The organism is Frankia alni ACN14a (assembly GCF_000058485.1).
In the GTDB taxonomy this organism is placed as follows: domain Bacteria; phylum Actinomycetota; class Actinomycetes; order Frankiales; family Frankiaceae; genus Frankia; species Frankia alni.
In genome coordinates, this window is record NC_008278.1 from 7,328,870 (window position 1) to 7,350,485 (window position 21,616).

The 21,616-nt window shown below is 74.3% G+C and carries 25 protein-coding genes; 16 read left to right on the forward strand and 9 right to left on the reverse strand.

Going from position 1 to position 21,616, the window contains the following annotated elements; translation table 11 throughout:
• Positions 1–18: 18 nt before the first annotated feature.
• Positions 19–1,296, reverse strand: coding sequence for a geranylgeranyl reductase family protein (locus FRAAL_RS29335; RefSeq protein ID WP_011607755.1), 1,278 nt, complete (start codon positions 1,294–1,296; stop codon positions 19–21).
• Positions 1,297–1,328: 32 nt separating this feature from the next.
• Positions 1,329–2,522: a DUF5926 family protein gene (locus FRAAL_RS29340; protein ID WP_083866961.1), complete on the reverse strand. Its 1,194-nt coding sequence runs from the start codon at positions 2,520–2,522 to the stop codon at positions 1,329–1,331.
• A 451-nt stretch (positions 2,523–2,973) separates the two neighbouring features.
• Between FRAAL_RS29340 and FRAAL_RS29345 the strand changes: the two genes are divergently transcribed.
• The 3 genes from FRAAL_RS29345 (at position 2,974) to purQ (ending at position 5,350) form a co-directional block, all read left to right on the forward strand.
• On the forward strand, positions 2,974–3,879 hold the full coding sequence (locus tag FRAAL_RS29345; RefSeq protein WP_231861422.1) for an NAD(P)/FAD-dependent oxidoreductase: 906 nt from the start codon (positions 2,974–2,976) through the stop codon (positions 3,877–3,879).
• An 82-nt stretch (positions 3,880–3,961) separates the two neighbouring features.
• Positions 3,962–4,504, forward strand: coding sequence for an ATP-binding protein (locus FRAAL_RS29350; protein ID WP_041941146.1), 543 nt, complete (start codon positions 3,962–3,964; stop codon positions 4,502–4,504).
• Between the two features lie 135 nt (positions 4,505–4,639).
• Positions 4,640–5,350 (forward strand): phosphoribosylformylglycinamidine synthase subunit PurQ, encoded by a 711-nt coding sequence (gene purQ, locus FRAAL_RS29355; RefSeq protein ID WP_041939965.1) that lies wholly within the window; start codon positions 4,640–4,642, stop codon positions 5,348–5,350.
• A gap of 74 nt (positions 5,351–5,424) precedes the next feature.
• Here purQ and FRAAL_RS36450 read toward each other — a convergent pair whose 3' ends face one another.
• Positions 5,425–5,673 carry a hypothetical protein gene (locus FRAAL_RS36450; RefSeq protein ID WP_231861778.1) on the reverse strand — a complete coding sequence of 83 codons (249 nt, stop codon included), beginning with the start codon at positions 5,671–5,673 and terminating at the stop codon, positions 5,425–5,427.
• Complete coding sequence (locus tag FRAAL_RS29360) at positions 5,670–6,449, reverse strand: ATP-binding cassette domain-containing protein (protein WP_308205971.1); 780 nt, start codon at positions 6,447–6,449, stop codon at positions 5,670–5,672. The genes FRAAL_RS36450 and FRAAL_RS29360 overlap by 4 nt, the downstream gene beginning before the upstream one ends.
• Before the next feature lie 36 nt (positions 6,450–6,485).
• On the opposite strand from FRAAL_RS29360, the gene FRAAL_RS29365 reads away from it, so the two are divergent.
• From FRAAL_RS29365 to purL, 4 genes are all read left to right on the forward strand, one after another.
• Positions 6,486–7,235 (forward strand): ABC transporter permease, encoded by a 750-nt coding sequence (locus FRAAL_RS29365; protein ID WP_011607764.1) that lies wholly within the window; start codon positions 6,486–6,488, stop codon positions 7,233–7,235.
• A complete protein-coding gene (locus FRAAL_RS29370) occupies positions 7,232–7,903 on the forward strand; it encodes an ABC transporter permease (protein ID WP_011607765.1) in 672 nt (223 codons plus the stop codon). Before FRAAL_RS29365 ends, FRAAL_RS29370 begins: the two co-directional genes overlap by 4 nt.
• Before the next feature lie 459 nt (positions 7,904–8,362).
• A complete protein-coding gene (locus FRAAL_RS29375) occupies positions 8,363–9,307 on the forward strand; it encodes an ABC transporter substrate-binding protein (protein ID WP_011607766.1) in 945 nt (314 codons plus the stop codon).
• 160 nt (positions 9,308–9,467) lie between these two features.
• Entirely contained in the window at positions 9,468–11,780 is a 2,313-nt protein-coding gene (gene purL / locus FRAAL_RS29380; RefSeq protein WP_041939966.1) for a phosphoribosylformylglycinamidine synthase subunit PurL, read from the forward strand.
• 7 nt (positions 11,781–11,787) lie between these two features.
• On the opposite strand, the gene FRAAL_RS29385 is transcribed toward purL, so the two are convergent.
• On the reverse strand, positions 11,788–12,810 hold the full coding sequence (locus FRAAL_RS29385; RefSeq protein WP_157892255.1) for a DUF3027 domain-containing protein: 1,023 nt from the start codon (positions 12,808–12,810) through the stop codon (positions 11,788–11,790).
• 238 nt (positions 12,811–13,048) lie between these two features.
• On the opposite strand from FRAAL_RS29385, the gene FRAAL_RS29390 reads away from it, so the two are divergent.
• The 6 genes from FRAAL_RS29390 (at position 13,049) to FRAAL_RS29415 (ending at position 18,764) form a co-directional block, all read left to right on the forward strand.
• Positions 13,049–14,665: an MFS transporter gene (locus FRAAL_RS29390; RefSeq protein ID WP_011607769.1), complete on the forward strand. Its 1,617-nt coding sequence runs from the start codon at positions 13,049–13,051 to the stop codon at positions 14,663–14,665.
• A gap of 147 nt (positions 14,666–14,812) precedes the next feature.
• Positions 14,813–15,271, forward strand: coding sequence for a hypothetical protein (locus FRAAL_RS29395; protein WP_157734317.1), 459 nt, complete (start codon positions 14,813–14,815; stop codon positions 15,269–15,271).
• A 270-nt stretch (positions 15,272–15,541) separates the two neighbouring features.
• Positions 15,542–16,567 (forward strand): futalosine hydrolase, encoded by a 1,026-nt coding sequence (mqnB, locus tag FRAAL_RS29400; RefSeq protein ID WP_011607771.1) that lies wholly within the window; start codon positions 15,542–15,544, stop codon positions 16,565–16,567.
• A 20-nt stretch (positions 16,568–16,587) separates the two neighbouring features.
• Positions 16,588–17,433 (forward strand): 1,4-dihydroxy-6-naphtoate synthase, encoded by an 846-nt coding sequence (locus FRAAL_RS29405; RefSeq protein WP_011607772.1) that lies wholly within the window; start codon positions 16,588–16,590, stop codon positions 17,431–17,433.
• 85 nt (positions 17,434–17,518) lie between these two features.
• A complete protein-coding gene (locus tag FRAAL_RS29410) occupies positions 17,519–18,397 on the forward strand; it encodes an Fpg/Nei family DNA glycosylase (RefSeq protein ID WP_011607773.1) in 879 nt (292 codons plus the stop codon).
• A 16-nt stretch (positions 18,398–18,413) separates the two neighbouring features.
• Positions 18,414–18,764, forward strand: coding sequence for a rhodanese-like domain-containing protein (locus FRAAL_RS29415; protein ID WP_011607774.1), 351 nt, complete (start codon positions 18,414–18,416; stop codon positions 18,762–18,764).
• Between the two features lie 58 nt (positions 18,765–18,822).
• Here the strand turns inward: FRAAL_RS29415 and purS are convergent, their stop codons facing one another.
• Positions 18,823–19,092, reverse strand: a complete 270-nt coding sequence (gene purS / locus FRAAL_RS29420; protein ID WP_041939967.1) for a phosphoribosylformylglycinamidine synthase subunit PurS — start codon at positions 19,090–19,092, stop codon at positions 18,823–18,825.
• A gap of 151 nt (positions 19,093–19,243) precedes the next feature.
• On the opposite strand from purS, the gene FRAAL_RS35920 reads away from it, so the two are divergent.
• Together FRAAL_RS35920 and FRAAL_RS29425 are read left to right on the forward strand one after the other, a co-directional pair.
• On the forward strand, positions 19,244–19,426 hold the full coding sequence (locus FRAAL_RS35920; RefSeq protein ID WP_011607776.1) for an HAD family hydrolase: 183 nt from the start codon (positions 19,244–19,246) through the stop codon (positions 19,424–19,426).
• 54 nt (positions 19,427–19,480) lie between these two features.
• Positions 19,481–19,876: an HAD family hydrolase gene (locus tag FRAAL_RS29425; protein ID WP_011607777.1), complete on the forward strand. Its 396-nt coding sequence runs from the start codon at positions 19,481–19,483 to the stop codon at positions 19,874–19,876.
• Positions 19,877–19,883: 7 nt separating this feature from the next.
• On the opposite strand, the gene FRAAL_RS29430 is transcribed toward FRAAL_RS29425, so the two are convergent.
• The gene (locus FRAAL_RS29430; RefSeq protein WP_041941149.1) at positions 19,884–20,195 is read right to left on the reverse strand and encodes a hypothetical protein; all 312 of its coding nucleotides are present in this window, start codon (positions 20,193–20,195) and stop codon (positions 19,884–19,886) included.
• 108 nt (positions 20,196–20,303) lie between these two features.
• Complete coding sequence (locus FRAAL_RS29435; protein ID WP_041939968.1) at positions 20,304–20,531, reverse strand: hypothetical protein; 228 nt, start codon at positions 20,529–20,531, stop codon at positions 20,304–20,306.
• 237 nt (positions 20,532–20,768) lie between these two features.
• Here FRAAL_RS29435 and FRAAL_RS29440 point away from each other — a divergent pair, with 237 nt between their 5' ends.
• Entirely contained in the window at positions 20,769–21,164 is a 396-nt protein-coding gene (locus tag FRAAL_RS29440; protein ID WP_009741588.1) for a cold-shock protein, read from the forward strand.
• An 18-nt stretch (positions 21,165–21,182) separates the two neighbouring features.
• Here FRAAL_RS29440 and FRAAL_RS33860 read toward each other — a convergent pair whose 3' ends face one another.
• Positions 21,183–21,356 carry a hypothetical protein gene (locus FRAAL_RS33860; protein WP_173402717.1) on the reverse strand — a complete coding sequence of 58 codons (174 nt, stop codon included), beginning with the start codon at positions 21,354–21,356 and terminating at the stop codon, positions 21,183–21,185.
• Positions 21,357–21,616: the final 260 nt, after the last annotated feature.

The window sequence follows — 21,616 nt, forward strand, 5'->3', positions numbered from 1 at the left end:
GCCGGGGCCGCCCCGAGCTCAGCGGCCCAACGCCGCCACCGCGGCGCGGACACCGGGGCGCCGCAGCTGGCGGGCGACCGTCGTGCGGCCCTCGATGAGGCGGGTGAACAGGCCGAAGGTGCCCGGGCCCGCCATGAGTGCGTGCATCACCCCCGGCCGCCGGGTGAACGCGCCGAGCACCTCGCGGCCCGCCGCCATCTCCGGCCCCAGAGTCGCCTCGACGCGAGCCGGGTAGGCGTCCAGGGCGGCCGAGCCGACGGGCCCGGCGGCGCCGGGGGCACCGACTGCGCCCGCCGCCGCCTCCCCGGCGAGCCGGCCCGAACGCAGCGCGAACGAGATGCCCTCCCGGGTCCACGGGTCGAGCAGGCCGGCGGCGTCCCCGACGACGAGGACCCGGCCACGGCGCAGTGGGGAGTCGACGGCCCGGACCCGGGTGAGGTGGCCGGAGTCGTGCTGGCGGGGGACGCCCGCGAGCCCGAGCCGCGCGACGAACCGCTCGTAGTAGCCGCGCAGGGCGGCGCCCCTGGCCCGGTCGCCGATCACCCCCACCGTCAGCACGCGCCCCTTGGGGAACAGCCAGCCGTAGGAGCCGGGCACCGGGCCCCAGTCGAGCAGCATGCGGCCGGCCCACCGATCGGCGAGCGCGGCGTCCACGACGAACTCACCCTCCAGGCCGACGTCGATCTGATCGCACCGGACCCCGACGTGGGTGCCGCAGCGCCCCGAGGCGCCGTCCGCCCCGATCACGACCCGGGCCCGCAGGTCGGCGCCGCCGCGCACCCGGACGTGCACCCAGCCGTCGTCGGCCCCGAGCACCGCGGCGCCCGCCCGCCGGTCGGCCGAATCGGCCACATCGGCCGCCTCGGCCACATCGGCCGCCTCGCGCAGGCCCAGCACCTGCACGCCGGTCCGCACGACCGCGCCCGCCGCCTCGGCCTCGGCCAGCAGCGCGGCGTCCAGGTCGGCCCGCATCACCATGGACAGCCAGGGCGGCGCGTCCGGCTGGCCGCGGCTGACCGTGTACCGGCCGTCCAGGGTCATGGTCAGCGAGCTGACCGTGGCGCGGACCAGGCCGGCCAGATCGATGCCGACAAGGTCGGTCGACAGGCCGACCAGGCCGCCCCCGCAGGTCTTGTAGCGCGGCATCGACGACCGTTCGAGGACGCAGACCCGGGCCCCGGCGGCCGCCGCCGCCCGCGCCGCGCTGCCCCCGGCGGGGCCCGCCCCGACGACGATGACGTCGAACGTGCTGTCCGGCCTGTCGCTCGTGCTGTCCGGCCTGTCGCTCGTGCCCACCGCAATCCCCTCCTGTCGGACCACGGCCCGCCTCAGCGCAGGGTGAGGCTGCGGCCGACGAGACCGGCCCGGACCCGGCGCTCCGGCGCGGTGAGCGGGGTCGGGTCCGCGAGCGCCTCCCGGTAGGCGAGCGCCAGCGCGGCGGCGGGCTCCTCGCAGCGCTCGGCCGCGGTGTCCGTGGCGAGATCCCAGACCGGGATGACGAGGCCGTCGGCCCGGAAGAAGCCGACGAACCGGGTTCCCGGACCGACGGTCAGCCGCTCGGCCGCGGCCAGCCGGGCGAGGGCGTCCAGCAACGCCTCCTCCGAACGGGCGGCGTCGCCGGTGTCCGCCGCGCCCGTGGCCGCCGGGTCCGTGGCCGCCGGGTCCGTGGCCGCCGCGCCCGAGGCCGCTCCGGCCGGCGCGGCCAGGGGCAGCGCCCAGCGCAGATGCCACCGGTCGCTCGGGTGACACCAGTAGGCGGCGGGCACGGCGGACAGCCGCACGGTGGGTACCACGGTGGCGTTGGCGCGCTCCAGCATCGCCGCCACCTCCTGGTTGGGCCCGCTGTCGTCGTCCGACGGCGGCAGCCACCACCCGAAGCCGGAATGGACGGTGATCTCCAGGGGAGCGGGGTCGAGCAGGTCGGTGAGCCGGGGCAGCCCGGCCAGCCCGTCCGGCCGCTGCTCGACCAGGCGCGGCGACGAGGCCGCCGGGACGTCCACCACGTTGCCCGGGTCGGCGTCGAGCGCGGCGAGCAGCGCCCCGGCGATGTCCCGGGACGGGTCCAACCCGGGTAGCGCGGTCTGCATCGCGACGAGGATCTCCCCGTCCTCGCGGACCAGTGCCGGCGCCGCCTGCGGCAGCATCGTGCAGAGCGTGATGCGCCTCTCGGCGTGCTCGGGATGCTTGGCGAGATGGTCGGCCGAGAGGATCACCGGGGCGGTCGCGCTCGGCACCAGCTCTCGCAACGCGACCAGGTCGGGCTCGTCCCGGCGGCCGAGGAAGGGCCGCAGTACCGGCGCCGGCCGCCGCCGCTCGCCGTGGCACGCCTTGTAGCGACGCCCGGAGCCACAGGGGCAGGGTTCCCGCGGCCCGACAACGCCGGTCGCGCCGGTCGGATCGGCCGAGCCGGTCGAGCCGGGCCCCGGCCCGGAGGGACGGCGGCGGGCGGCGGGGGTCGAACCGGCCGCGAGGCGAGAGGAGGGGCGGGCGCCCGGACGCTGGGGTGCGGGTCGACGTGCGATCGCGGGCTCCTGAGGTCATGACCGTCACGCACGGTCGTGGGCATGGGCTGGGTACGGCTGGATTCGGGGTAAGGCTAGGCCATGAGCGGCGCGAGGCGGGAACGCCGGGCGCCGCGGCGGCACCCCGCCCGCGCATTCCGGGAGAACCCCCATCCACCCTGGGTGTTGTCCCGTCAAGCCGGCACCGGCCGTACCCGGGCCTCGGGGTCGACAGGCACGATGATGGTGCCTGTCCGCCGGGGCGCTCCCGGCGGGTGCGCGGAGATGATCGCCGTGCTCGGCTCGCCTGCGCCGCCCGGTCGGACCCCGCGATCCCACGAAAGCGACATCCCGGGGCGGAGAATGGGGGTTTTCCCGCGAGCCGGCCAGCGTCGATGTCGAGACAACGGGGGGCTTGGTGGCAAAGGTCGTCGTGGCCGGCGGTGGAATTGCGGGAATCGCCTGTGCCAGTGTGCTGCAAGCGCGAGGAATCACGGTGGAGGTCCGGGACCGGGGCCGGGTGATCGGCGGCCGGATGGCCTCTCGGTGGATTGACGGGCGGATCGTGGACTCCGGCGCTTCCTACTTCACCGTCACCGCACCCGAGTTCGCCGAGGTCGTGGACGACTGGACGGCCCGGGGCACGGTGCGGCTGTGGACCCGGCGGATGTCGGTGATCAGCGGGCCGGACGCGACGCTGACCGCGGCCGAACCGGGGCCGCTGCGCTACGCCGCGCCCCGCGGGCTGCGGTCCCTGGTCGCGGACCTCGCGTCCCGCGCCGGGGTCAGCGTGACGCAGTCCGCCCCGATCGTCCGGGTCACCCCGGGCCCGCTCGTCGACGGCGAGCCGGTGGACGCGGTGGTGCTGGCCATGCCCGATCCGCAGGCGGTGCGCCACCTCGACGAGGCCTTCACCGAGGAACGCGCCCTGGTCGCCGACCGGCCCTGGTCGCCCGCGCTGGCGCTGCTCGCGGGCTGGTCGCACCGCTGCTGGGCGCCCATGGACGGCGCCTTCGTGCACGACGACGACACGATCGAGTGGATCGCCGACGACGGGCGCCGCCGCGGGGACAACGCGCCCGTCCTGGTGGCGCACTCGACGGCCGGGTTCGCCCGGCCGCGGCTGACCGAGCCGGCCACGGCCGGCCCCGCGCTCATCGAGTCGCTGCGGCGGCTGCTCGCCATCCCGGAGCAGCCCCGGTGGATGTACGTGCAGCGGTGGACGTTCGCCCGGCCGCAGCGCCCGCACGAGCAACCGTTCCACCTGTCCGACAATGGAATCGGCCTCGCGGGCGACGGATGGGGCCGCCCGAAGATCGAGAATGCCTGGCTCTCGGGCACCGGGTTGGGCCGGGCGATCGCCGAGCGACTCCGATGATCCGCAACGGTGTGACGCACTTCCGAGAATGTTCGTCTACCAGGGTCGATTGACGTTGCTCGCGGGGGGTACACCAGCCGACATGGAGATCAAACTAAGCCTGTCGTTGCCTCGCGATGAGATCTCCATACCGGTGGTTAGACGAATCTGTACGCAGTCGCTAAAGGTTCTCGGGGTATCCCAGGAATGCATCGATGATGTTGAGCTTGCGTTGACGGAGGCATGTGCGAATGTTCTTCTCCATGCCCAGATCGAGGACGAGTACGAGGTGTCGGTCGGCGTCGACAACGAGGTGGCCGTCATCGAGGTGAGCGACCGCGGCGGCGGCCTGGACAGCACCTTCGAGAGCGTGTTCGATCCGGACCGGGCGACCCGCCCGACCCCGGACGGCACGGCGCCGGAGAACGTCCCGGAGCAGGGGCGGGGAATCTTCCTGATGCGGGCGCTCATGGACCGCGTCCAGTTCCACCGCGTCGAGGGCCCACATCGGGGTACCCGCGTCCACCTGGAGAAGGTACTGGCCTGGGAGGAGAGCGCCCCGGGTGCGCAGCTGGCCCGGGCACGCAGGGCGACCGGCCCGTGGGGCACCCCCCACCCGCCGAAGGCCGCCGACGAACCCGTCTGACCCCACCCCAACCCACCCACGGTCACCGCGTGGGCGTTCGACCGGCCTTCCCGCGCGGGGGAAGCGGCTACCCTGACGCTAGTTGACGGAAGCTGGCGGAAGTTGACGGCGAGCGGGGGCTGGGTGGGTGCCGGGATGGATGCGGTGAGGACCGACGCGACCAGGACGACGGCCAGGATCGGGGTCGTCACCTTCCCGGGTTCGCTCGACGACCGGGACGCGGCGCTCGCCGTGCGGGCCGCCGGCGCCGAGCCGGTCGCCCTCTGGCACGGCGACGACGACCTCGCCGGGGTCGACGCCGTCATCCTGCCCGGCGGCTTCTCCTACGGGGACTACCTGCGCGCCGGCGCGATCGCCCGGTTCTCCCCGATGGTCGCGGCCCTCGTCGCCGCGGCCGCCGACGGCCTGCCCACGCTGGGCATCTGCAACGGCTTCCAGGTGCTGTGCGAGGCCGGCCTGCTGCCGGGCGCGCTGACCCGCAACGCCGGGCTGCACTTCGTCTGCCGCGACCAGCGGCTGCGGGTCGAGACCACGGCGACGGCGTGGACGCGCGACTACCAGGCCGGCGAGGAGATCGTCATCCCCGTCAAGCACGGTGACGGCCGCTTCGTGGCGAGCCCCGAGGTGCTCGCCGAGCTGGCTGCGCAGGACCGGATCGTCCTGCGTTACCTCGGCGGCAACCCCAACGGCTCGGCCGACGACATCGCCGGGGTCTGCAACGCCGAGCGCACGATCATGGGCCTCATGCCTCACCCGGAACACGCCGTCGACGAGCTGACCGGCTCGGGCCTGGACGGGCTGCGCATGTTCACCTCGGTGCTGACCGGCCTGCTCGCCCGCGCCTGAGGCGGCCCGCCGGTCACACCGGCCCGAGACCGGGCGCGGCGGGCGCGGCCGGCTGCACCCGACCCGGCGGGCTACTAGAGCTCGGATGCGAGCTCGTCGGCGGGCTCGTCGTCCCGCGCCACCGACCGGCGCAGCGCCGTATGCAAGGCCGCCGGCGTGAGCACGCCGACCAGCTCGCCGTCGGCGTGGACGTCGAGCGCGCCGCTGTCCTGCGCCAGCAGCGCGGACAGCGCCTCCCGCAGGGACGCCCCCACCTCGATCCCGCCCGGCCGGTGCCCGCCGGGTCGGGGCGGTTCGAGATCCTCCCGGCGCAGCGTGGTCACCGACAGCCGCCGCAACGCCCGGTCGGAACCGGTGAAGCCGGCGACGAAGTCGGTGGCCGGGCGGCCGAGGATGCGGGCGGGTCGATCTGCTCCAGGTGACCGCCCTGGCGGAACACCGCGATCCGGTCACCGAGCCGGATCGCCTCGTCCAGGTCGTGGGTGACGAACACCACCGTCTTGCGGATCTCCCGCTGCAGCCGCAGGAACTCCGCCTGCAGCCGGTCCCGCGCGATCGGGTCGATCGCGGAGAAGGGCTCGTCCATGAGCAGCACCGGCGGATCGGCGGCCAGCGCCCGCGCGACGCCGACCCGCTGCTGCTGCCCGCCGGACAGCTCGTGCGGGTAGCGCCTGCCCATCGTGGCCGGATCGAGGCCGACCAGATCGAGCATCGCGTCCACCCGCGCACGGATGCGGGCACGGTCCCAGCCCAGCATCCGCGGCACGGTGCCGACGTTCGCGTGCACCGTCAGGTGCGGGAACAGGCCGATCTGCTGGATGACGTAGCCGATGCGCCGGCGCAGCCGCACCGGGTCGGTGCGGGCCACGTCCTCGCCGGCCACCAGGATGTGCCCGGACGTCGGCTCCACCAGCCGATTGATCATCTTCATGGTCGTGGTCTTGCCGCAGCCGGACGGGCCCACCAGGCACAGCAGCTCGCCGGCGGGCACGTCGAGGGAGAGGTCCGCGACCGCGACCGTGCCGTCCGGATAGCGCTTGCCCACCCCGCGCAACGAGATCATCGGGTCCGCCGCGGTCGTCGATTCCACGGTCGTCATGGGCGTCGAGTCCTCCGTACCGGTTACGGTGCTTCGGTGACCATCGTCGCGTCCGGGAGCTGTCTCGAACGGAACGCCTGGATCTGCGGAGATTACGTCGAGACCCGCTCGGACGAGCTGTCCGCGGCGCTGCGCGAGCACGTCAGCCTCACGCTGAGCGCGGTGGCGATCGGGCTGGTGATCGCGGTGCCGCTGGTCCTGCTCGCCCGGCGCTGGCGGTTCGCCGTCGCCTGGATCAGCGGGCTGGCGAGCATCCTGTACACGGTGCCGTCGCTGGCGTTCTTCGCGCTGCTGCTGCCCGTCACCGGCCTGTCCACGACCACGGTGCGGATCGGGCTGGTCGCGTACACGCTGGTCATCCTCTTCCGCGGGCTGCTCGCCGGGCTCGACGCCGTGCCGGCGGACGTGCGCGACGCCGCCCGGGGCATGGGCTACGGCCCGCTGCGGCTGCTGGTCACCGTGGAGATCCCGCTCGCCCTGCCCTCGATCATGGCCGCGATCCGGGTCGCGACGGTCTCGACGATCGCGCTGGTCACCGTCGGGGCGACGATCGGCCACGGCGGGCTGGGCGATCTCATCTACGACGGCCTGACCAGCTCGTTCAAGTCGGAGGTGCTGACCGCCTCGGTGCTGTGCGTGGCGCTGGCGGTCGTCGCCGACCTGCTGCTCGTCGGCCTGCAGTGGTTGCTGACCCCGTGGCGCCATGGCCGCCGGACCCGCGCGGGCCGGGCGGTCGGCCCGCCGTCCGCCGCGAACCCGCAGCATCCGCAAGGGACCGCCGTATGAGCACCCTCGGCAGCGCGTTCGACTGGCTCACCACCGGCGCGAGCTGGCGCGGCGACGAGGGCATCGCCCACCGCCTCGGCGAGCACCTGCTGCTCACCGGCGCCTCGGTGGGCATCGCCTGCGCGGTCGCCCTGCCGGTCGGGATCGGCCTGGGCCACCTCGGTCGGGGCGGCACGCTGGCCATCAACGTCTCCAACATCGGACGGGCGGTGCCGACGTTCGCCGTGCTCGTCCTGCTGGCGATCGGACCGCTCGGCATCGGCGACACGACCACCGTCGTCGCGCTCACCCTCTTCGCGATCGCTCCGCTGGTCACCAACAGCTACGTGGGGATGCAGGAGGTCGACGCGGGGGCGAAGGAGGCCGCCCGGGGCATGGGCATGTCCGGCGGCCAGCTCCTGCGCCGGGTCGAGCTCCCGCTGGCCCTACCGATGATCATGCTTGGCCTGCGCCTGGCCGCGGTGCAGGTGGTGGCGACGGCGACGATCGCGGCGCTGATCGGCGGCGGCGGGCTCGGCCGCTTCGTCGTCGACGGCCTGGCCAACAACCGCCGCCCCGAGGTCGTCGGCGGCGCGATCCTCGTGGCCGTGCTCGCGCTCGGCGTGGACGGCCTCCTGCTCGTCCTGACCCGCGCCGTGTCGACCGCCCGGACTCCCAGAACCCGCTGAAGCCCGCTGAGCCCGCTGAGCCCCGCGCAAGGACCTCGATGGGGCAGCGGCGACTCGACCAGGGCACATGTCCGTACGGCACCCCGTACAGCTTGGTTGGGCATCTCCTACGCCTCGGTACCGGACTCGAATCGGCTGCGTGACCGATTGTCCACCTTGGCGCTGTTACTTGTGTCTTTTCCGGTTGCGGAGGCTCCCTGACCCGGAGGAGCGTGTCCCGGACGTCCGGAAGTTGTCGGACCGGGGTGCGAGGGTGGGGACGGTCGGGGGCCACCAGGCACGCGCCCGATGATCAGGGAGAGCAGTCGAAGATGAACGGTGGGGTCCTCGAACGTGACTGATGCAACAGCACCGAGCGAGTCGCGGAGCCGACGCGAACCAGGGAGCCGACGCGCCCCGTGGGGCCGGCTGCACCGCGGCGCCACAGCCGGTCACCGCCACGGCGGGCGTCCGCGCCGCGTGGTCGCGGGTCTGGCCGCGCTGGTCGCCCTCGCGCTGACCGCCGCGGCCTGCGGCTCCGACTCGGACGGCGGCAGCAGCGGCGCCGCCGGGGCCAGCGCGACGACCTCGGCCGGGGGCTCGCTCACGGTCGCCGACGCCGGCTTCACCGAGAGCAAGATCCTTGCGGAGATGTACGCGGCGGTCCTGGAGAAGGCCGGCTACAAGGTCGAGCGGACCTCGGTGCAGCAGACCGAGCTCGCGCAGTCGTCGCTGGAGAAGGGCACGGTCGACGCGATGCCGCAGTACGTCGCGACCTACGCCGACCTGCTCAACTCCAAGGTCCACGGTCCGGACGCGGCCTCGGTCTCCTCGCCGGACCTGCAGAAGTCGCTGGCCGCGCTGCGCCCGCTCGCCACCGGGCTCGGCCTGACGGTGCTCGACCCGGCCGACGCCGTCGACCAGAACGCCTTCGCCGTCAGCAAGTCGTTCGCCACCCAGCACAACCTCAAGACGCTGTCCGACCTGGGCGCCAGCGGCCAGACGGTGAAGATCGCCGCCGGCCCCGAGTGCGAGAGCCGGCCGTTCTGCCAGCCCGGCCTGGAGAAGACCTACGGCATCAAGATCAGCGAGATCGTCAAGACCGGGGTCGACACGCCGCAGACGAAGGCCGCGGTCAAGGACGGCACGGCGCAGCTCGGCCTGGTCCTCACCACCGACGCGACCGTCTCCGACTACGACCTCGTGGTGCTGACGGACGACAGGAAGCTCCAGAACGCGGACAACCTCGTGCCGATCGTGAACACGAAGTCGCTGACGCCGCAGATCTCGGCGGCGCTGAACAAGCTGGCACCGGTACTCACCACCGCCGACCTGGCCGAACTGAACAAGAAGGTCGACGCGCAGCGGGAGAAGCCCGCCGACGTCGCCAAGGAGTACCTCAGGAGCAAGGGCCTGCTCAGCTAGCCGCACCCCGGTCACCCCACCGCCGCGCCGCCCTTCGCGGGCGCCGGCGCGGTGGTGGGGCGCGCCCGCCGGGTCGCAGTGGCCCATGCCACGCCGGGCGCGCGGGGCCGGTGTCCGGGCACAGGGGCCGCGAGCTGGCGGAATCCGCGAGGATGGGGGGGTGACCGGCAACCCGACCGCCCCGGCGGCCACCTCCGAGACCACTGGCAGCGCGACGTCCGGTGCCACCGGCACCGCCGAGCAGCCGTACCGCGAGCTGGGACTCACCGACGACGAGTACGCCCGGATCGTGGCGACCCTCGGCCGGCGACCCAGCGACGCCGAGCTGGCGATGTACTCGGTGATGTGGAGCGAGCACTGCTCCTACAAGTCCTCCAAGGTCCATCTGCGGCAGTTCCGGGACACCCCGGCCACCGACCGGCTGCTCGTCGGCATGGGGGAGAACGCCGGTGTCGTCGACGTCGGCGAGGGCCTGGCCGTCACCTTCAAGATCGAGTCACACAACCATCCGAGCTTCGTCGAGCCCTACCAGGGGGCGGCGACCGGCGTCGGGGGCATCGTCCGCGACATCCTGACCATGGGGGCCCGGCCGATCGCGGTGCTCGACCCGCTGCGCTTCGGCGACGCCGACGCGCCCGACACGGCGCGCACGCTGCCCGGGGTCGTCGCCGGCATCGGTGGCTACGGCAACTGCCTCGGCCTGCCCACCATCGGCGGCGAGGTCGTGTTCGACCCGACCTACGCCGGCAACCCGCTGGTCAACGCGCTCTGCGTCGGCGTGATGCCGGTCGGCCGGGTGCAGACCTCGGCGGCCACCGGGGTCGGCAACGCCGTGGTCCTGCTGGGCGCGAAGACCGGCCGGGACGGGATCGGCGGCGTGTCCGTGCTTGCGTCGGCGACCTTCGACGAGGGCGGCGGCCCGGCCCGGCGGCCGTCGGTGCAGGTCGGCGACCCGTTCACGGAAAAGATCCTGATCGAGTCCTGCCTGGAGCTGTTCGACCGCGGGCTCGTCACCGGCATCCAGGACCTCGGCGGCGCCGGGCTGACCTGTGCGCTGACGGAGACGACGGCGGCGGGCCTGGCCACCGGCCAACCCGGCGGCATGGACGTCGATCTGGACCTGGTGCCGCTGCGCGAGCCGTCGATGGCCGCCCACGAGGTGCTCGCCAGCGAGTCCCAGGAGCGGATGCTCGCGATCGTCACGCCCGAGGCGCTGCCCGAGGTCCTCGCCCTCGCCGAGCGCTGGGGGGTGCTGGCGACCAGGATCGGCACGGTCACCGACACCGGTCGGCTGATCGTGCGCTGGCACGGCGAGGTCGTCGTCGACGTGCCACCCGGCTCGCTCGCCGACGAGGGCCCCGTCTACGAGCGCCCCCTACGCCGCCCCGCCGACCTCGACCTGGTCCGGGCGGACGCTCCGACGGCGGCCCGACTCGCCCGGCCGACCACGGCGGCGGAACTTCGCGAGACCCTGCTGCGGATGATCGCCTCCCCCAACCTGTGCTCCCGGGCCTGGGTGACCGACCAGTACGACCGGTACGTGCAGGCCGCCACGGTCCTCGCCCAACCGGAGGACGCCGGGGTGCTGCGACTGTCCGAGTCGACCGGGCTCGGCATCGCACTGGCCACCGACGGCAACGGGCGCTACGCCCGGCTCGACCCGTTCACCGGCGCGCAGCTCGCCCTCGCCGAGGCATGCCGCAACGTCAGCGCCGCCGGGTCGGTGCCGATCGCCGTGACGAACTGCCTGAACTTCGGCTCCCCCGAGGATCCCGAGGTGATGTGGCAGTTCGCGCAGGCGTGCGCGGGCCTCGCCGAGGGCTGCCGGCGCCTCGGCCTGCCGGTCACCGGCGGCAACGTCTCGTTCTACAACCAGACGGGCGCCGCGCCGATCCACCCGACGCCGGTGATCGGGGTGCTGGGCCTGTTCGACGACGTCGCCCGGCGCACCCCGATCGGGTTCACCGACGAGGGGGACGCGCTGATCCTGCTCGGCGAGACCGCCGACGAGTTCGGCGGGTCCGAGTGGGCCTGGGTGACGCACCGCCACCTCGGCGGGCAGCCGCCGGCGGTCGACTTCGCCCGGGAGAAGCTGCTCGGGGAGGTCCTCGTCGCCGGTTCCCGCGACGGCATGCTCACCGCCGCCCACGACCTGTCCGAGGGCGGACTCGCGCAGGCCCTCGTCGAGTCGTGCCTGCGCGGTGGCCGCGGCGCACGGATCGTGCTGGGTGCCGACGCCGACCCGTTCGTCGAGCTGTTCAGCGAGTCGGCCGGGCGCGCCGTCGTCGCCGTGCCGCGCTCGGAGGAGCTGCGCTTCACGGACATGTGCACGGTGCGCGGCCTGCCCTGGCGGCGCATCGGCGTGGTCGACGGCGACACGCTCGACGTGCAGGACGTGCTGCGCGTCGGCCTCGACGAGCTGCGGGACGCCCACGAGGGCACCCTGCCCGCCCTGTTCGGCCGCACCGCCTAGCAGGCGGTCAGGAGTGGCCGTAGGGCTCGGGGTCGGCGCCGTCCTCGGCCAGCTCCCCCGGCTCGGCGTCCGCCACCGAGCCGGGGCTGTGGGCGGCGACGCCGATCAGCTCGACGTCCGTCGGCTCCAGGTCGGAGGGGTCCTCGTCGAAGACGATCGGTTCCGGATGCGCCGACGGCGCCACCAGCGCCTCGGAGTGCGCCCCGCAGCCGTGATCGATGGCGGTGACCCGACCGTCGTCGGGGGCCAGCTCGTTGGCGCAGGCGCCGAACATGCGGCCGAGCGCGCCCGCGAGACGGACATGGAAGCCGCAGGTCAGGCACGAGGCCGGGGCGACCTTGGCGATCGAGGCGTCCGGCCCGGCGTCGCCGGCGTACCAGCGCTCGACCGCCTCCTCCCGACCGGTGACGGACAGCACCCGGGCTCGGCCCAGACCGAGCTCGAAGTAGTCGTCGGTGTCGAGGAGCTCCTCGACGTCCTCGACGCGCAGCGCGAGCCGGGGATCGTCGATCGCCGTGGGCAGCAGGTCGCCGACCCCGACATCGCCCGGCCGCAGCCGCTCCGACCACGGCACCCACGCCGGGGCGAGCAGCGCGCCCTCGCCCGGCATCAGCACCACGTCGTCGACCGTGACCTTGCGCACCCGCGAGGCCCGGGTGACGACGACCGTCCACGCCCAGCCCGGGTAGGCGGGCGAGGTGCAGGCAAAGCGGTGCAGCACGATCCGGTCCCCCTCGGCCTCGATGCCGAGATGCTCGCCGACCTCGTCCTCGGCACCCGCCTGCTCGACCGCGGCCGCGCGGGCCACGTCCACGGCGGCCGCGCACACCGCGTCCACCGCCGGCTCCCGCGACGTGCGGGCCACCCGGGACCGGGCGGTCGCGACCGCCGCCGGGTCGGCGACCGCCTCGGTGGCGATGCTCACGTCGGGCGGCGGCGCCGCGGTGGTGGGGGCTGACGACGCCCGGGGTCGCGTCCGCCGCGGCGGCGCGTCGGCGTCCGTCGCCGGAGCCGTTGTCACCGTTGTCACGTCTGGGACCTCCGCGCTGCCCTGGGCCGTTGCACCCGCCATGTGTTCCGCGTGTTCCGCGCCGGCCGCCTGCGCAGCGTCCGGCACCGAATCCGCACCGAGGGTAACGGATGGATCCGGCGGCTCGGTCGTGGCGGAACGGACCTCGGGAGCATCCACGCAACGTATTCTCACCCACGGACACTCGCACCGCCCGACGTGGTCGTAGGAGCGCAGGCCAGGGACGAGGACACTCGGCATGGTGAACCTGGGCAGCACGGTCTCGAACAACCTGCGAAGGTTGCGGTCGAGCGTGCGCGGGGACGGTGCCGACCGGACCGGACTGTCCGCCCTCACCGAACTGTCCTTCGTCAACGCCGCCGGCGACGCGCTGGTGACGGTCGCACTGGCCGGGTCGCTGTTCTTCTCCGTGCCCTCGGGGGAGGCCCGGTCGAAGGTCGCCCTCTACCTGCTCATCACCATGGTGCCCTTCGCCCTGCTGGCACCGGTCATCGGGCCGCTGCTCGACCGGGTCGCGCACGGCCGGCGCACGGCGCTCGCCGCCATCTGCCTGGGCCGAGGCCTGCTGGCCTGGCAACTTGCCGGGGCCCTGCACGGGCTGGCCGTCTACCCGCTCGCCCTCGGCCTGCTCGTGCTCTCCCGCGGCTTCGGGGTGGCGCGCAGCGCGGTCATCCCCCGGGTCGCCCCGGCCGAGCTCACCCTCGTCAAGGTCAACTCGCGGATCTCGCTGGTCAACATCGTCGCCGGCGCCATCGTGGCGCCGGTCGGGCTGGGCATCGCGCACGTCCCGTTCGTCGGCTATCCGTGGGTGCTGCGGCTCTGCGCGATCGTCTACATGGCCGGCGTCCTGCTGGCCTTCAACCTGCCCAGGCACGTCGACTCGGCGGCCGGCGAGCTGCCGCTGCGCGCCCCGGTCGCGCCCGGCGGCCGGCGCGGGCTCGGGGCGCGGCTGCGGGCGTTCCTCGGCGCGCTGCCGGTGGCTCTGCGCGCCACCGCGGTCCTGCGCGGTCTGGTCGGCTTTCTCACCTTCTATCTTGCCTTCCTGCTGCGGACCAACGGCGGCAACAACCTGTGGCTGGGCGGCCTGGCCGTGGCCGCGGGCGTCGGCAGCGGGCTCGGCGTGTTCATCGGTGGCCGGCTCGGCCGGCGACGCCCCGAGGGCATCCTGATGCTCGCCCTGGTGCTGGCGGCCGGCGGTTGTCTCGGGGCCGCCATCACCTACACCAGATTCACCTCGCTCGTCGCGGCGCTGCTGGCCACGATGGCCGGCTCGATGGGCAAGCTGGCGCTCGACGCCGTCGTCCAGCGCGACATCCCGGAGGCGACCCGCAACTCCGCGTTCGCCCGCTCCGAGACCGCGCTCCAGCTGACCTGGGTCGCCGGTGGCGCCCTCGGGCTCATCGAGATGCCTGGGACGGTCGGCTTCGCGGTGGCCGCCGCCGTCGTGTGCGCCACGCTGTTCGTCCAGGCCGGCGCGCTGCGCCGCTCGCGCCTGGCGGCCCGTGACCGGCTGGCGGGCGCCGAGCTCCCGCCGCCGGGCAGCGCCGTTCCCGCCGGTGATCCCCTCGACGCCGTGCCGGCTCCCGCCGGTGAGCCCCGCGTGGGGCCGCCCGGGCCGGCGTACCCGGTCCACCCGGACCAGACGGCATACCCGGGCCAGACGGCATACCCGGATCAGACGGCATACCCGGACCAGACGGCATACCCGGGCGCGGCGGCGATGGTGTCCGCGCCGGCGCCGCCCGGCGATCCCTGGTGGGAGACGCCGGCGCCCATCCCGCCCACGCTGGAGGACCCCACCCGCCCGGACGCGCCGCGGCAGCGCCGGGGACTGGGTCGCCGGCGGCGCGCCTGACTCACCCGGCCTGACCGGTCTGTCCGACGGCAGGGCCCAGCCCGCATCCGCCGGCGGGAGGTGACTCCGCTCACGACGGTGGCCCCGCGCCACTCGCGGACGCCTCGACCTGGGACGCCACGACTGCGGCGGCGATAACCTCCGAGCGTGCGCACGTCAACGCGGTCCCGTCGCCGGCCGTTCCCACGGCCCGCCGCGCCCACCGCCGCCGTCGCCGTGGCCGTCGCGGTCGGTCTCGGGGTGGCCGGCTGCGACCGTCCGACACCGCTGGTGACGATGGAGTCGGGCGGCGACTTCGTGCAGACGAACGCGGCCCAGTACCTGCGGGACGGTGCCCTCATCCAGCAGACGGTCTCCCCGCCGCACCTGCACGCCCGGCCCGGGGGCAGCCTCAACATCGACGTCCCGACCTCGGTGGCCGATCGCGGCTACTTCCTCTCGGTCAACAACCAGCGGCTCACCGAGACGATCAACGACACCCACTACCGCTACCTGCTCCCGAACGTGCAGGCGACGGTGAACCTCGTGGTCTTCGCCGCGCCCACCGGCCCGAAGTCGACCACGGCCTCGGGGAGCTGGCCGTTCGTGGTCTCGATCAAGCTCTGACCCGCATTCCGCCGCGCCGCCCACCCGTGACGGCGGCCCGACCGGCGACCATACGGGCCGGATCGGGGGACATACCGTCCGGGTACCCCCGTTGCCACCGCCCGGCCCCCCGGCATGCGCGCAGCGTGCCCCTGGTCGCCATCAGGGCCACGCAGCGTCGACCGTGGTGCTAAGGTCCGGCAACAAGTCCGATTTGCACCACATCGAAAATCCCGTGCCGTTACATCGCCGTCCGGCCCGGTGGCATTCGAGTAGATCGACCGACAGCGCATGACGGCAGACGAGGACATTCCAGATCATGATCCGGACCTGGTCGTGAGCCGCACCCTGATCGTCACCGCGGTGACAGCCGAGGCCGACGCGGTGTGCGCAGGGCTGATGGGTAGCTGGTCGCGTGGCCGGACGAGGTTGCCGGCCGGCCCGGGCAACCTGGTGTCCCCGGACTGGGACCGCCAGTTGCTCACCACGTCGACGTTGGGCCCCTACGTCGGGCGCAGGCGTGGCCCGGTCACGGTCCTCGCCGCGGGCACCGGCGGCCCGGCCGCGGCCGCCGGCACCGCGACGGCCCTGGCGGTCGCGAGCGCCGCCGGGCAGCCGTTCGATCTCGTGGTGACCATGGGCGTGGCGGGCGGGTTCCGCGGCTGGGCGGAGCTCGGCGACATCGTCGTCGCCGAGCGGATGGTCGCCGCGGATCTCGGCGCCGAGTCCGGCCTCGACGAGGAGCCCCCGCCGGCACCGGCCGGCCGGATCAGCGAGATGGACCGCAACCTCGGCTTCCACGCGGCCGGCGCGCCGGCCCGCCGGGGCCCCGATGGACGCGGCCCGACCGGCGGCGGGGTGTTCCTCACCCTGGACGACCTGGGACTCGGCTCGTCCACCGTGCGCCCCGAGCCGGAGCTGGTGTCGCGGCTGCACACCGTGCTCGACGCCACCGGCCGGCGGATCGTCACGGGTACCGTGGTCAGCGTGTCGACCGTGACGGGCACGGAGCGCCGGGCCAGCGCCCTCACCGAGCGGCTGGACCCGGTGGCCGAGGCGATGGAGGGCTACGCCGTGGCCCTGGCCGCGCGGTCCTTCGGCGTCCCCGCCGCGGAGATCCGTGCCGTGAGCAACCCGGTCGGCCGTCGTGACCGTGCCGCCTGGAACCTGCCGGCCGCGCTGGCCAGCCTGCGCACGGCCGCGGCGGCGCTGGTCGCGCACCCCGAGGGCCTGGTCGCGGCCGAGGCGTTGCCCGCCGCCGGCGGGACGGCCCCGGCGGGCTCGGGCCCCCAGCACGGCAGCAACGGCGCGCGCTGAGACGAGCGGGAGGACAGCGGATGAGTGAACGCCTGGCGGCCACGGCGCGGGACACCCGGTCGCTGTCCCTGGCCATCTCCCCGTGTCCCAACGACACGTTCGCCTTCCACGCCCTCGCCCACGGGCTGGTGCCGGACGCGCCCGCGGTGACGGTGACGTTCGCCGACATCGACGTGCTGAACTCCCGCGCGGCCGAGCGGCGTGACGATCTGGTCAAGGTGTCCTACGGGGCCCTGCCCTGGCTGCTGGCCGACTACCAGCTGCTGACCTCCGGCGGGGCGCTGGGGCGCGGCTGCGGCCCGCTGGTGCTCACCGCCGGCCGCACCGACCTGCGCGGCGCCCGGGTCGCCATCCCCGGCACCCGCACCACCGCCTACCTGCTTTTCCGACTGTGGGCCGCCGATCGCGGCGTGGCGAGCATCGACGTGGTGCCGTTCGAGAAGATCATGCCGGCGGTGCAGGAGGGTCGGTACGACGCGGGGCTGGTCATCCACGAGTCGCGGTTCACCTACCCGTCGTACGGGCTGACGGCGCTCGCCGATCTCGGCGACTGGTGGGAGGAGCAGACCTCGCTGCCGATCCCGCTGGGAGCGATCCTCGCCCGCCGCGAGCTGGACGGCGCCGCGCTGTCCGCCGCGGTGCGCGCCAGCGTCGCCGCCGGGTTCGCCGACCCGTCCGCGAGCGCGGACTACGTCCTGGCCCATTCGCAGGAGATGGCGCCGGACGTCGTCGATGCGCACATCAAGCTGTACGTCAACGAGTTCAGCCTCGACCTCGGCGACGAGGGGTTCGCCGCCATCGAGACGCTGCTCGCCCGCGCCGCCGACGCGGACCTCGTGCCGAGGCTGACCCAGCCGTTGCGCTGAGCCGGCCGTTGCGCTGAGCCGGCCGTTGCGCTGAGCCGGCCTTGCGCCGGCCTGGTATCGGTGCCGCGGGTGAGACACTGCGGTCATGCCGGAGCTGCCGGAGGTCGACGCCCTCGCCGCCTTCCTGCGCGAGACGGCGCTGGGCCGGGTCGTCGAGCGGGTCGAGCCGGTCGCCGTGAGCGCCCTGAAGACGTTCGACCCGCCGGTGTCCGCGCTGCACGGGGCCGCGCTCGCCGCGGTCGAGCGGCACGGCAAGTTCCTCGACCTCGTCTTCGCCCTTCCCACCGGGGAGCGCCTCGACCTCGTCACCCACCTGGCCCGGGCCGGCTGGCTGCGCTGGAAGCCGAGCCAACCGGCGGCGCCGGCACGCCCCGGGCGGGGTCCGCTGGCGTTGCGGGTGACCTTCGACGACCGCAGCGGCTTCGACCTCACCGAGGCCGGCACCCAGAAGCGGCTGGCCGTGTATGTGGTCCGCGACCCCGCCGAGGTGCCCGGCATCGCCCGGCTCGGCCTCGACCCGCTCGGGGCGGACTTCACCGTGGCCGCGCTCGAGGAGATCCTCGCCGCCGCCGGGCGCGCCCAGCTCAAGGGGGTGCTCACCGACCAGTCTCGCCTGGCCGGCGTCGGCAACGCCTACTCCGACGAGGCGCTGTGGACGGCGCGGCTGTCGCCGTACAAGCCGGCCTCGGGGCTGTCGGCGGCGGAGACCGCGAGCCTGCACGCCGCGCTCGTCGGGGTGCTCACCGCTGCCCGCGACAGCGCCGCCGGGCTCGCCGCCGGCGAGCTGAAGGCCGAGAAGAAGGCGAACCTGTCGGTGCACGGACGGGCCGGGTCGCCCTGCCCACGCTGCGGCGACACCGTGCGGGAGGTCTCGTTCGCCGACCGGGCCCTGCAGTACTGCCCCACCTGCCAGACCGGCGGGCGGACGCTCGCCGATCGCCGGCTGTCCCGACTGCTGAAATAGGTGGCAGGATGGCAGGGTGAGTTCTGATCAGATCCCGGCCGTCAGCGTCGCCGACCTGCCTGCCGACCTGTCCGCGGACGGTGCCCCGCTGCTCGTGGATGTCCGGGAGCCCGACGAGTGGTCCGCCGGCCACATCGCCGACGCCCTGCACATCCCCATGGGTGAGCTCGTCACCCGGCTCGACGAGGTGCCCCGCGAGCAGGACGTGGTCGTCGTGTGCCGCTCCGGCGGACGCTCCGCCGCCGTCACGGGCTACCTCGTCCAGGGCGGCTGGCAGGTCCGCAACCTCACCGACGGCATGCTCGCCTGGCAGGCCCACGGTCGGCCGATGGTGAGCGAGAGCGGCGCCGCGCCCAGAGTCCTCTGAGCCCGGCGGCGTCCTCCCCGGGGCTTGTGGGTACTAGGCCCCGGCGGCCGACTGGGTACTAGGCTCCGGCGGCCGACGCATCCTCGACCCGCACCACGTAGTCCTCGATGACCGGATTGGCCAGCAGTGTCGACGCGAGATGCTCGACCCGCGCGAGCACCGCGCCGTCCAACGCCACGCCGTCCGCCAGCTCCAGCTCGAAACGCTTGCCCTGGCGGACGCCGACGATCCCGCTCACCCCGAGGCGGGGCAGCGCGTTCAGCACCGCCTGGCCCTGCGGATCGAGGATCTCCGGCTTGAGCATCACATCCACCACAACCCTGGTCACACCCGCGGACACTACCGGCCCCGCGGCCCCCTCGGCGCCGATTGCGGGCCGCCGGGGGCCGCGGCGCCGAGTCGGCCCGCTGTGCCCATGCCGGTGGGCCCTGCCGGCGAAACGTCCGGCCGGTCCGTCCAGTCCGGCCTAGGCTCGGTTCGTGCCGTCCTGGAAGGCCGCAGCCCCGGTGGTCGGGTTCGACCTCGACCTGACCCTGTTGGACGCCCGTGCCGGCATCCGGGCCACCGTCGCCGCCCTGTCCGGTGAGACCGGCGTGTCCGTCGACGCCGAGCTGGCCGTCTCCCGGCTCGGACCGCCGCTGGAGAGCGAGCTCGCCCACTAGTTCCCCGCCGCGCAGGTCCCCGCCGCCGCCGCGCGCTACCGGGAGCTGTACGCCGTGCACGCCCTTCCCGTGTCGCGGCCGATGCCGGACGCCCGCGCCGCGGTGGACGCGGTGCGCCGGCTCGCCGGTCGTGTCGTCGTGGTCACCGCCAAGAGCACCGCGCTCGCCCGGGCGAGCCTGGACCGCATCGGCATCGCCGCCGACGTCGTCGAGGGTGCGCTGTTCGCGCGGACGAAGGGCGCCGCCCTGCGCGCCCACCGGGTGGACGTCTTCGTCGGGGATCACCTGGGCGACATGATCGGCGCGCGCGAGGGCGGCGCGCTCGCGGTGGGTGTGACCACGGGTCCCTGCTCGGCGGGAGATCTGCACACCGCCGGCGCGGACGTCGTCCTGACCCGGCTCGGCGAGTTCCCACCCTGGCTGCTGGGCGAGGACACCCGCCGACGCTGAGCGTCGTTCAGTCGACCGGCAGGTGCGGATTGGTCCGGTAGAGCTCCGGATCGGCCTCCTCGGGGATCCGGGAGCGGACGGCGGCCAGCACCCCGGCCAGCGCGACGGCGAACCCGAGGGTCAGCCCGCCGCCGGCCACGGCGTTCAGCCACGTCGGCAGGTTCCTGACCCCGAAGAAGAACGGGATCACCGCGACCGCCGCGGCGATCAGTCCGATCCCGAACAGCACGCAGCCGGCCCTGACGAGCCGGTCGGGGCGGCCGGCCGCCGGCTCACCCCCGGGTTCGACCTGCTCGGACGGTGTCGGCGTCGACGGCACAGCCGCCAGCCTACGGGCCGCCGCCCAACCGCGGCAGCGGCCATGGGCACCGGCCGGCGGGGACTCCTGGGGTGCCCGGCTCCGGGGCGGGCACCCCGCGGGCGGCGCTCAGACGACCGGCGCGCCCTCGCCCTGCTGGTGTGCGCCCCGCTCGACATGCTCGCGGTAGTTCGCGGCCTCCTGGTCGGAGACCTCCAGACCCTCGGCCGCGCGGCTCGCCTCGGGGTCGTCCGGCCCGCTGTCCGCGCCGAGCACGGCCTCGTCCCGAGCCCGGCTCCGCTCGGCCTCCTCGAAGTCCTCCGAGGTACGAAAGTCCTCGCGATCGGGATTCGCCATCGAAACGCCTCCTGCCATCGGGGACCGGCCGTCCAGTCCGGACGGTCGGCCCAGGGTCAGGACCTGGCATGCCCGGGGTACACCCCGGATAACACCGCAGCGGCGATCGTCACTGGTGAGGTCCGGCCGACAGCCGATCGCGACCGAAGACCCCGCGCGTGGTGCGGTCGGCGGATAGCCTGGGATTCCCTCAGCTTTCGTCGCGTTGTCCTGTCGTTACACAGAACGAGGTCGCCCGTGCCCACCGGCAAAGTCAAGTGGTTCGACGTTGACAAGGGCTTCGGCTTTCTCAGCCGCGACGACGGCGGCGACGTCTTCGTCCACAAGGCCGCCCTACCGGCAGGGGTGGAGCGGCTCAAGCCGGGCGACCGGGTCGAGTTCGGCGTCGCGGCCGGGCGGCGCGGGGACCAGGCGCTGTCGGTCCGGCTGCTGGCCGCGCCGCCGTCGGTGGCGAAGGCGGCCGCGCACGCGGCCCGGCGCAGCCCCGACGAACTGCACAGCATGGTCGAAGACATGATCAAGGTGTTGGACGATGTCCAGCGCGATCTGCGCCGCGGTCGCTACCCCGACCGCCGGATCGCGCAGCGGGTGGCCAAGGTCGTGCACGCCGTCGCCAATGAGCTGGAGGCGTAGGAGGCGGGGCGTCGGCCCTCACGGCTCCGTCGGCGGCAGGAAGCTCACCCGGCGGCCGCAGCCGGTGCACACCGCCACCTGGGCGCCGGGTTCGTCGTCGGACGCGACGAGATGGGTCAACGGGACCGGCCCCGCGCACCAGGGGCACAGCAGCCACGGTCCGTCGACGCCGGGCGGGCCGCCGGTATCCATCCGCCCACGATGCCTCATCCCCCCGCGGGCGCGGGCCACTATCGCCACATCCACTATCCGCAAACGCCCGGAGTCCGCAAACATCCACAATCGCAACACATTGTCGGCCAACCGACCCGAACGACCGGCCGAGAGCCCGTGCGTGCCGAAGACGGCGCCCGGTGCGGCAGACTGCGAACGGAGACGACGCGACCCAGAAACACCGGCGAACCCCGACCGCCGCGTGCCGCCGGACGGGGGCGAGCCGGTAACGGGTCGGG

Bases quoted from the DNA above. Each gene is read 5' to 3' on its own strand.
- FRAAL_RS29405 (WP_011607772.1), top strand. From the start codon at position 16,588: ATGAGTGAACGCCTGGCGGCCACGGCGCGGGACACCCGGTCGCTGTCC.
- FRAAL_RS29410 (WP_011607773.1), top strand. From the start codon at position 17,519: ATGCCGGAGCTGCCGGAGGTCGACGCCCTCGCCGCCTTCCTGCGCGAG.
- mqnB (WP_011607771.1), top strand. From the start codon at position 15,542: ATGACGGCAGACGAGGACATTCCAGATCATGATCCGGACCTGGTCGTG.
- FRAAL_RS29370 (WP_011607765.1), top strand. From the start codon at position 7,232: ATGAGCACCCTCGGCAGCGCGTTCGACTGGCTCACCACCGGCGCGAGC.
- FRAAL_RS29435 (WP_041939968.1), bottom strand. From the start codon at position 20,531: ATGGCGAATCCCGATCGCGAGGACTTTCGTACCTCGGAGGACTTCGAG.
- FRAAL_RS29350 (WP_041941146.1), top strand. From the start codon at position 3,962: ATGGAGATCAAACTAAGCCTGTCGTTGCCTCGCGATGAGATCTCCATA.
- FRAAL_RS29360 (WP_308205971.1), bottom strand. From the start codon at position 6,449: ATGACGACCGTGGAATCGACGACCGCGGCGGACCCGATGATCTCGTTG.
- FRAAL_RS29390 (WP_011607769.1), top strand. From the start codon at position 13,049: ATGGTGAACCTGGGCAGCACGGTCTCGAACAACCTGCGAAGGTTGCGG.
- purQ (WP_041939965.1), top strand. From the start codon at position 4,640: ATGGATGCGGTGAGGACCGACGCGACCAGGACGACGGCCAGGATCGGG.
- FRAAL_RS33860 (WP_173402717.1), bottom strand. From the start codon at position 21,356: ATGGATACCGGCGGCCCGCCCGGCGTCGACGGACCGTGGCTGCTGTGC.